This window comes from Burkholderia sp. Ac-20384 (assembly GCF_017104605.1).
In the GTDB taxonomy this organism is placed as follows: Bacteria; Pseudomonadota; Gammaproteobacteria; order Burkholderiales; family Burkholderiaceae; genus Burkholderia; species Burkholderia lata.
The window spans coordinates 23,068-31,232 of record NZ_JAAGPE010000092.1 but is presented as its reverse complement, the minus strand read 5'-3'; the positions used below and the strand labels follow the sequence as shown (position 1 = coordinate 31,232).

Here is an 8,165-nt window from a genome sequence, read left to right as displayed (position 1 = left end):
GGGCGATAGCCGTCGTCGATCGACGTCTCCGGGCACGCGACGAACGCCGTGCCGAGCTGGGCGGCCTGCGCGCCGAGCGCGAGCGCGGCGGCGATCCCCTCGCCGTCCATGATGCCGCCGGCGGCGATCACCGGCAGCGCGCATTCGCGCACGATCAGTCGCGTGAGGGCGAACGTGCCGAGGCGATCGTCATGCGCGGTCGAATCGAACACGCCGCGGTGCCCGCCCGCTTCGATCCCCTGCGCGACGATCGCGTCGATGCCGGCGGCGGCGATCTGGCGGGCTTCGTCGAGATTCGTCGCGGCCGCGAACAGCGTGACGCCCGCGCGCTTCAGCGCGGCGATCACGTCCGCGGACGGCAGCCCGAAATGAAAGCTGACGACGGCCGGCTTTTCTTCGACGAGCAGCGCCTGCATGGCTTCGTCCGCGATGAAGCTCGTATAGATCTCCGACAGCGATGCGGGCGGCGTCGCACCGTACTCGCGGAACGCCGGTGCAAGCCACTCGAGCCACGCGTGTTCGACGGCCGCGTCGGCGTGTGCCGGCTGGTGGCAGAACACGTTGATGTTGAACGGCCGGTCGGTGAGCGCGCGCGTGTCGCGGATCATCTTGCGGGCACCGTCGGCGTTCGTCGCACCTACGCCGAGCGAGCCGAGCCCGCCCGCATTCGACACGGCGGCCGCCAGCGCCGGCGTGCTGACGCCGGCCATCGGCGCCTGGACGATCGGTGCGCGCACGCCGAGTGTGCGCAACAGCGTCCGGTTGTCGGTCGATTGGTTCATGTCGCTTGTCTCCTGCAATATTCGGGATCGAAATGCGTCGGCCGGATGCGGGCCGACGCGCGTGCGTCGGGTTCGGCTCGGTGCGCGTGCGTCGTGCTGGGTGCGCAACCGGTCACGTGAGCGTCATGTCGAAAACGACGGGTAGCCATGTGGCGTGCCGGTGTCTGCAACTGTCGCGCCGGTGTGTGTCGTCGCCGCTGCCCGGCGCGACACCGCATCTGCGCCCATCCTACGCCAGTCCGCGATCCGCCGGCCAGCCGCTATCGGCCGCGCGCCCAATGCGCGAGCCCCGCGCAAACCGCCAGCAGCGCACCGGTCACGAAGAACACCGAATGCAGCCCGAGCGCGACGCCGATCTGTCCGCCGATCACCGGGCCGATCACCTGTCCGCTGAACTGCGCGGACTGCAGGTAGCCGAGCATCTGCCCGGTCGCGCGCTCGTCGACCGATTGCCGCACGAGCTTGCCGATCGACGGCAGCAACCCCGCGAGCGTCATGCCCATCAGCCCGCGCAGCGCGGCAAGCTGCCACCAGTGCGTGACGAACGCCTGCGGCACCATCGCGAGCGCGGTCAGCAACAGGCAGCCGATGATCACGTTCCAGCTGCCGATCCGGTCGGCCAGTGCGCCGAGCCGTGCGGCGGTCAGCATGCTGCCGAATGCCGAACATGCCATCACGACGCCGGCGACGCGCGCGAGGTGGTCGCCGCCCACGCCGAGGCCGCCGATATACACGGTGATGATCGGCTCGATCGACATGTTCGCGAGCAGCACCATCATCGCCGTCACCAGCAGTGCGGCGACCGCCGCGCGATTCGTGCGGTGCGGCGTGCCGGCCGTGGCGCTCGCGGTGCGCGTTCTCGCATCGGTGCCCGCGTGGAAGTCTTCCTTCACGATGAAGATCGTCAACAGCGCGGCGACGGCGATCATCGCGCCACCGGCGAAGAACGTGCCGCGAATGCCGAGCCAGCCCGGCAGCAACCCGCCGACGAGCGGCCCGACCAGGTTGCCCGCAAGCGCACCGGTCGACAGGATGCCGAGCGCCCAGCCCGCGCGCTCGCGCGGTGCTTGCGTGCCGACCATCACAGTCGACGCCGACGCGTAGCCGCCGACGAGCCCGGCAAGCAGCCGCAGCGCGACGAGTTCGACCACGTTGTGCGCGACGCCGATCAGCGACATCACGATCGCCATGCCGATCGCTGCGCGCACGAGCATCGGCTTGCGACCGAAGCGGTCCGCGAGGCGGCCCCACAGCGGCGCGGTAACGGCCGTGCCGAGAAACGTCGCGCCGAACGCGATGCCCGACCACTGGATCACGGCCGACTGCGCATCGACGCCGAGTTGTCGCACGTACAGCGGCAGGAACGGCAGCAGCATGCTCAGGCTGACGAGCGTCGTGAACGAGCCGAACACGCACACGGCGAGATTGCGCCGCCAGTAGCGCGTGTTGCGTTCGGCGTAGCTGGCGACGGGCCGTTCGGCCAGTGCCGCAGCGGGGGCATGCGAGAGCGTGCTCATTGCGCGCTCCCCGTCGCGGTCAGCGGTGCGGGAAGCCCCGGCGTAACGAAGATTGCCGATGACGGCACGCATGCGAAACGGGCAATGCCGATGCCGGACACCACGCGGTGCGTCAGTCCGAACGCACGGGCGCGAGGCTGGACGGAAAGCGCTTGATGCATGTTGACCTCCATTCGCTGAACGGGCGACACGTGCGTCCGTTGGTTGAAGGAAGTCTAGATTGAGGCGATTGTCGAGAGAATCCCCGTCACGCGAAAGCCATTCTTCCGCATTGCGGTTCAATCGCCGTCGGTCACGGCCGCCAGCTGCGCGAAGTGCTCGCGCAGGCGAGGCGCCGCGAAATCGACGAAGGCGCGCACCTTCGGCACCGAAAGGCGTCCGTAAGGCGTGACGAGATGGATCGGCAGCGGCGCGTGTTCGCTGTCGCGCAGCACGATCCGCAGCGCGCCGCTCCGCACTGGTTCTGCGACGTGATAGGAAAAGAGCCGCGTGACGCCGTGGCCTGCGACGGCCGATGCGACCGCGCCGCGGATCGTGTTGATGATGAAGCGCGGCGCGAACTGGACGACCTGCGGCAGTGCCGATGGCGCGGACGGCGGAAAGCTCCACGAATCGAGACCGAAATGCGTCATCGAGATGATCCGGTGCTGCGCGAGATCGGCCGGCGTCTCGATCGCCGGATGCTTCGCCAGGTAATCGGGCGACGCCACGACGACCCGCCGCACCGCGCCGACCGGAATCGCGACGAGCGTCGAATCGGTCAGGTGCGCAATGCGCAGCGCGACGTCCATTCCTTCGTCGATCAGGCTGACGGGGCGGTCGAGCAACTGCAGGCGGATCGACACGGCCGGATGGCGTTCGATGAATTCGTCGAGGAGCGCACGCAGCACGTCTTCGCCGGCGGCGACCGGTGCCGTGACCGTCAACAGGCCGCGCGGCGCCGACCGCTCGTCGGCGACCAGCATGTCGGCTTCCTCGAGATCGGACAGGATGCGCCGGCACGCGGCCGCATAGCGTTCGCCGGCTTCGCTCAGCCGGATCGTCCGGGTCGTGCGGTACAGCAGCGCGGTGCCCGTGTGTTCTTCAAGGAACGCGATCGCTCGGCTGACGGCCGCCGGCGACCGGCCGAGCTTCCGGCCCGCGCCTGCGAGGCTGCCCTCGTCCAGCGTGGCGACGAACACCTTCATCGCATCGATTCGATCCATGGCGTGTCAGCGGGCGCGAGCGGTCGTGTAGTGGGCGGTGGGCAAGCGAGCGTGCAGTCTACCGCACGCGGGTGCGGCGCCTGGCCGGGGACGTTGCGCCGCCGGCTTTGGTCATACAATGCGCGAACGAAGAAACCGCACGAACGGCCGTCGCGTCATGACGTACATCGAACGTCGTGTCCGACATTCAAGCGGTGCCGCCGAACCACGAACAGAACAGCACGGCATTCATGAAAAGAAGAACGTTTCTCGCGCTGCCTGCGATGGCGGCGTCCGGCATGCTGACTGGCTGCAGCGATACCGTCCGCGTGACGCCGAGCGCGATGCGCGTCACCGGCTATCGCGACACGTTGTCTGCATTTCTGGTGACTGCGGACGGGAAAAGGCTCGTCGTACTCGGCAAGCAGTGCCACTACGTTTTCGATCTGCCGCGTGCCTTTGCCGCGGCGCTTGCAGCACCGGGCCACGCGAGCCCGAACATCCATTTCGTGGCTTTCGAGACTGACCGAGGCCTGATCACCGCAGACTATTGGTTGCGGCTTTCTCTCGACGACGCACCGCCTGGCTCCGCGCTTCGCGAACGCGCGCTCGCCACCGGTTTCCGGGCCCAGGGCGACGTGCTGGAGACGGCCGGCACGATCGTCGGCATGAGCTTTCAACCGAACGACGTCACGTCGTCGTCGATTCCGCAGGTGCCCGGTCATCCATACGATGTCGAGATCAGGGAGCGGTCGGTGGTGTTCGGCCAGGTCCGGTTTCCGCGCTCGCCGGTCAGGATGACGGCCGATGGCAGGGGGAGCCTGGCCGGCGCCCCGCTGACGCCGGTCGCGGTCACGGCATTCGTCGTCGTCGCGAAGTCGAATCGGCGGGCACCGTGACGTTTCCTGCCCGCAACGCGTGGTGTCGAACACGTTCATTGCGTTGCATCGATTCGATCCGTCGCCTGATCGGAACGGGCGCGAGCGGCCGCGGGACTGGCGGCCTGCAAGGGCGCGAGCAGTCTGTCGCACCCGGGCGCGGTGCTTTGCCCGGAGGATACTGCGCCAGCCGTTTTAGCCCTACAATGCGCAAGCGAAGAAACCGCATGATCGGCCGTCAGGGTGCCGCGTTCATTGAACGCAGCGTCCGACATTCAAGCGGTTCCGCTGAATAACGAACAACATCCAACCAGCACACATGAAAAGAAGAACATTTCTCGCGCTGCCCGCCGTGGCAGCGTCCGGCATGCTTGCCGGCTGCTCCAACTTCGGTCCCGTCACCAAGGCGTGGATGGAGGATTCGGAATACGACGAAACCTTGTCGACGTTCCTGATTACCGCAGACGGCAAGCAACTCGTCGTGCTCGGCAAGAAGTATCACTACATCTTCGAGATGCCGCCGAGCCTTGCGACTGTGCTCAATGCCCCCTATCGCCCGAAGATCCACACGGCGTTCGACGATTTCGAGGCCCACGGCGACGCGATCACCGGTCAATACACGATGAGGCTGGACTACTCGGACGCACCGACCGGCTCCGACGTGCGCGAGCGTGCGCTCGCGGACGGTTTCAAGAAGGACGGTGCCTACCTGGAGTCGGAAGGCAAGATCAGCGGCAAGCGCTATCTGCCGAACGACGTCACGCCTTCGTCGGTCCCGCAGGCGTTCAATCGTCCGTACCATGTCAAGGTGACGGACAAGCTGACGGCTGTCGGCCGCGGCGCCAAGCTGGCGTTGTCGCCGATCGCGATGGCGGCCGATGGCGCGTTGGGCCTGCTCGGCCTCGCCCTGTTCCCGATCGCGCTCACCACATTCATCATCGTCGCGAGTTGAGGCGGACTCGGCGCTGAAATGAAGCGAGCCGGTACGCCGCGATGCGTTGCGGCGTAGCGGCTCGTGTCGTGAGTTTGTCGCATCAGACTTCGTACCGCACCGCGTGCGCTTCGGTCGGCAGCGGCAGATCCCAACGCAGCAGCATCGCCTCGAGCGCGCGATTCGTCAGCGACGTGTCGCGCCGCGCATTGCGACGCAACAGTTCGGCACGCGGCTGTTCGAGGTAGACGAGCGTCACGTCGGCGTTGTACGCAAACAGCAGGTCGAGCGTCTTCTTGCGCATCAGCGGCGACAGGTTCGTCGCATTCCACACGAACGGCTTCTGCGCGCGCAATAGCGCCTTCGCAGCGTCGACCGCATGGTGTGCGACGGCACCCTCGTTCTGCCCATGACGCAGCCCCAATGCATCGCGTGCATCGTCGAACGACACGACCGGCAGATCCGGATGATGTCGTGCGACCCACGTGTTCTTGCCCGACGCGGGCAAGCCCGACATCACGACGACCTGCGAGCCCGGCGTACGGAACAGCGGATAGTCGGGATGTACGTCCGCGCCACGGAAGTAGCTGAGTGCGGTGTGCGCGTCGGCGAACGCACGCGGCTGGCCGTAGCAGCCCTCTTCCCTCGCCAGTTCACGCAACAGTTCAATGTTGTCGAGCACGCGCTGCGTGTCGTCGCAGATGCGCCCGCGAATGTCGGCTTCGGCAAGCAGGCACAGCAGCGGCAGGCTGACCTGCCACGACAGCTCGCGCGCGATGAATTCGGGCGTGCCACGGCGCGACCCGCTCATCGCGAAGAACGGCACCTGGTGCACTGCGATCATCCGGCAGATCGCCTCGCGCACCGCGAACGGCACGCCGGCATCCCACAGTGCGATCCGCGCATCGATTGCGCCCTTGCGCGAGTGGCCGGGATGGCCGATCGCGCCGGTAACGGGATCGACGACGGTCGTGCTGTGCTTCGCGATGTCGTGCAGCAGCGCGGCCAGGAACACGATCTCCTGGTCGGCACGCGACGCAGCCTGGTATTCGGGCAGTGCCAGCAGCGCATCGATCACCATCATCGTATGCGTCCACACGTCACCTTCGCCGTGATACGCCGGCTCCTGCTGTGTCGCTTTTGCGTATTCGAGCGGAGGAAACGCCGCGAGACACGCGCGATAGTCCGGCTGTAGGCCGGGTGCAGGCACGAGCGCCTGCAATTGTTCGTACTTCATGGTCAAGACTCCTCTCGAAATGGCGCTCGGCCGTTCCGCATTCATTTGTTCGGGTGTGCGGCGGGGCGCGATGTCCACGTGACCGTCGGGCGTGGCGCATACAGGTCGACATCCGGCGCGAGCAGGTTCGGAATGAACGGCTGCTCCGAGTGATGGCGCGCCGATTCGAGAATGGCCTGCACGAAATCGTGGCGCACCCACTTCAGGCGCGCGGTCGTCGTGTCGTCGGTCTCGACCTTCACATAGAGCCCTTCGGAGCGCGCCGACTTGTCGCACTGCTGCCATGCACGCGCGAGGTCGAGCCCCTGCCGCTGCACCGTTTCCTCGAACGCGCGACGCCAGTCCGGCGTCTTCGCCAGCGACGGACCGAGCAGCGCCTTCAGGTCGGCGAGCCGCGGCGGTGCGATGCCTTCGTACAGCACGGGCACCGACAGCACGGGCCCGTCGGCGAGCAGCGCGCGACGCGCGGGTGTCGACAGGAAACGGCCCGTTGTACGGTCGAGCACGTCGAACTCGAAGAAGTGATGCGGCAGCGCGTCGTAAAACACCGCGTGCTTCTTGCTCATCGTCTCGCCGTACATCACGTAACGATCGCCGAGGCGGTCGAGCAGCCAGCCCGCATGGGCAGCGGCCCAGGTCTTCACGAACCCGAACTGCCGCTCGCGGCCGCCGCCGGCCAGGTAGTGGCCGCGCGACTGCAGCAACAGTTCGCCCGCCGGGCTGAAGCTGATGCCCGTGTTAGCGCCGTCGAGCTTTTCCTCGACGACGAGATGGGCGCCCGCGAGGGTGCGATAGGGAACGTGGTCGTGACCTTCGTCGCCGTCCTGCAGGCGCGAGCCTTCGAGGTGCGGCGTGCGCGGGTAGCGAGCGAGGTCGAGCGATTGCGCGTACGCGCGGAAATCCAGCGTCATGGTTTTTCTCCGGAAACATCAGAAAAAGCCGACGACGTGAACGAACGATGGGGGTGCGTTGCGGTGTCAGTGCGAGTCCGGGCGCGGCCCTGCGATCACTGTTCCGGTGCCGCGAGGCAGACGGAAACGGGCAGGACGACACGCGGCCGGGACGGCAGTCGTCGGCGTATCAGGCGAAGGGACGAATGTTTGCGGGCACTTGGATCACCGATTCGATGAGGGTTCAGGGATGAAGCAGGCGGATGCTACGAAACGGCTTTTGCGCTGTCAAGCGTGGTTGGGGGCAGCCGTCGCGGTGGTCTGCATGCGTCGAATGCCTGCTGCGGCGTGCCGTGCGCGCCATCGACACGGGAATGATCCGGATTCCTATGTGTGTGTTTTTCGCCACATCGAACGATGATTCGATGCGCAACGCCACGATACCCGCTTGCTGCGCTCGTCGCGTGCATGCTAGAGTCGCCGCCATTCCGATCAACCCCTCACTCGCAAGGAGAAAAAAATCATGACGTCACGCCAACACTCCTCCCGTCGCGGGTCGTAGTTCGGGTTTTTCGCGTCCGTTCGTTTCATCGTTCACGCCAAGCAGCACCACGCATCGCCATTTCGGCGATGAACCGGGTCGTTCCGATCCGGTCGTGCCGCCCTCTTCCCGACTTCCGATGTCGGGCAGCGCATGGTTGCGCTGCCTGCGCCATGGCCCGCCGTTCACCTCTTTCATCGAACGG

General features: G+C 66.6%; 8 protein-coding genes. 2 read left to right on the top strand and 6 right to left on the bottom strand.

Features of this window, described 5'->3' with window-relative positions:
* From G3O00_RS19070 to G3O00_RS19060, 3 genes are all read right to left on the bottom strand, one after another.
* A partial coding sequence (locus tag G3O00_RS19070) for a nitronate monooxygenase (protein WP_206143964.1) occupies window positions 1–782 on the bottom strand: 782 nt, incomplete at its 3' end.
* A gap of 260 nt (window positions 783–1,042) precedes the next feature.
* A complete protein-coding gene (locus G3O00_RS19065) occupies window positions 1,043–2,299 on the bottom strand; it encodes an MFS transporter (RefSeq protein WP_206143963.1) in 1,257 nt (418 codons plus the stop codon).
* 278 nt (window positions 2,300–2,577) lie between these two features.
* Complete coding sequence (locus G3O00_RS19060) at window positions 2,578–3,504, bottom strand: LysR family transcriptional regulator (protein ID WP_011352020.1); 927 nt, start codon at window positions 3,502–3,504, stop codon at window positions 2,578–2,580.
* A gap of 263 nt (window positions 3,505–3,767) precedes the next feature.
* Here G3O00_RS19060 and G3O00_RS19055 point away from each other — a divergent pair, with 263 nt between their 5' ends.
* Together G3O00_RS19055 and G3O00_RS19050 are read left to right on the top strand one after the other, a co-directional pair.
* On the top strand, window positions 3,768–4,382 hold the full coding sequence (locus G3O00_RS19055; protein WP_241025220.1) for a 5-formyltetrahydrofolate cyclo-ligase: 615 nt from the start codon (window positions 3,768–3,770) through the stop codon (window positions 4,380–4,382).
* A gap of 298 nt (window positions 4,383–4,680) precedes the next feature.
* Window positions 4,681–5,313, top strand: coding sequence for a 5-formyltetrahydrofolate cyclo-ligase (locus G3O00_RS19050; RefSeq protein WP_206143961.1), 633 nt, complete (start codon window positions 4,681–4,683; stop codon window positions 5,311–5,313).
* 82 nt (window positions 5,314–5,395) lie between these two features.
* Here G3O00_RS19050 and G3O00_RS19045 read toward each other — a convergent pair whose 3' ends face one another.
* From G3O00_RS19045 to G3O00_RS19035, 3 genes are all read right to left on the bottom strand, one after another.
* Window positions 5,396–6,529, bottom strand: a complete 1,134-nt coding sequence (locus G3O00_RS19045) for an AAA family ATPase (protein WP_206143960.1) — start codon at window positions 6,527–6,529, stop codon at window positions 5,396–5,398.
* 41 nt (window positions 6,530–6,570) lie between these two features.
* Window positions 6,571–7,440, bottom strand: coding sequence for an RNA ligase family protein (locus G3O00_RS19040; RefSeq protein ID WP_206143959.1), 870 nt, complete (start codon window positions 7,438–7,440; stop codon window positions 6,571–6,573).
* Window positions 7,441–7,948: 508 nt separating this feature from the next.
* On the bottom strand, window positions 7,949–8,158 hold the full coding sequence (locus tag G3O00_RS19035) for a hypothetical protein (RefSeq protein ID WP_174931427.1): 210 nt from the start codon (window positions 8,156–8,158) through the stop codon (window positions 7,949–7,951).
* Window positions 8,159–8,165: the final 7 nt, after the last annotated feature.